At 23.9% G+C, this 255-nt stretch carries 1 protein-coding gene; it reads left to right on the plus strand.

Going from position 1 to position 255, the window contains the following annotated elements:
* Positions 1–255, plus strand: a 255-nt coding sequence (locus tag KGF45_RS19905) for a transposase (RefSeq protein ID WP_227843092.1), incomplete at both ends; no start/stop codon positions are given.

The following is a 255-nucleotide window of genomic DNA, read 5'->3' on the forward strand; positions in this document are numbered from 1 at the left end:
ATATATACCAACAAATTCAATAGTTAAAAGTGGTACAGTAAGTCAAAAATCTAATAGATACTATGTATCTATATTAGTTGAGGAAGATGATATTCAAGTATCTAAATGTACTAATGAAGGAATAGGTATTGACTTAGGAATTAAAGATTTTGCAATATGTTCAAATGGAAGTAAATTTAAAAATATAAATAAGACTTCAACTATCAAAAAAGTTGAAAAGAAATTAAAAAGAGAGCAAAGAAAACTTTCAAGAAA

This window comes from Clostridioides sp. ZZV14-6154, assembly GCF_020657785.1.
Taxonomy (GTDB): Bacteria; Bacillota; Clostridia; order Peptostreptococcales; family Peptostreptococcaceae; genus Clostridioides.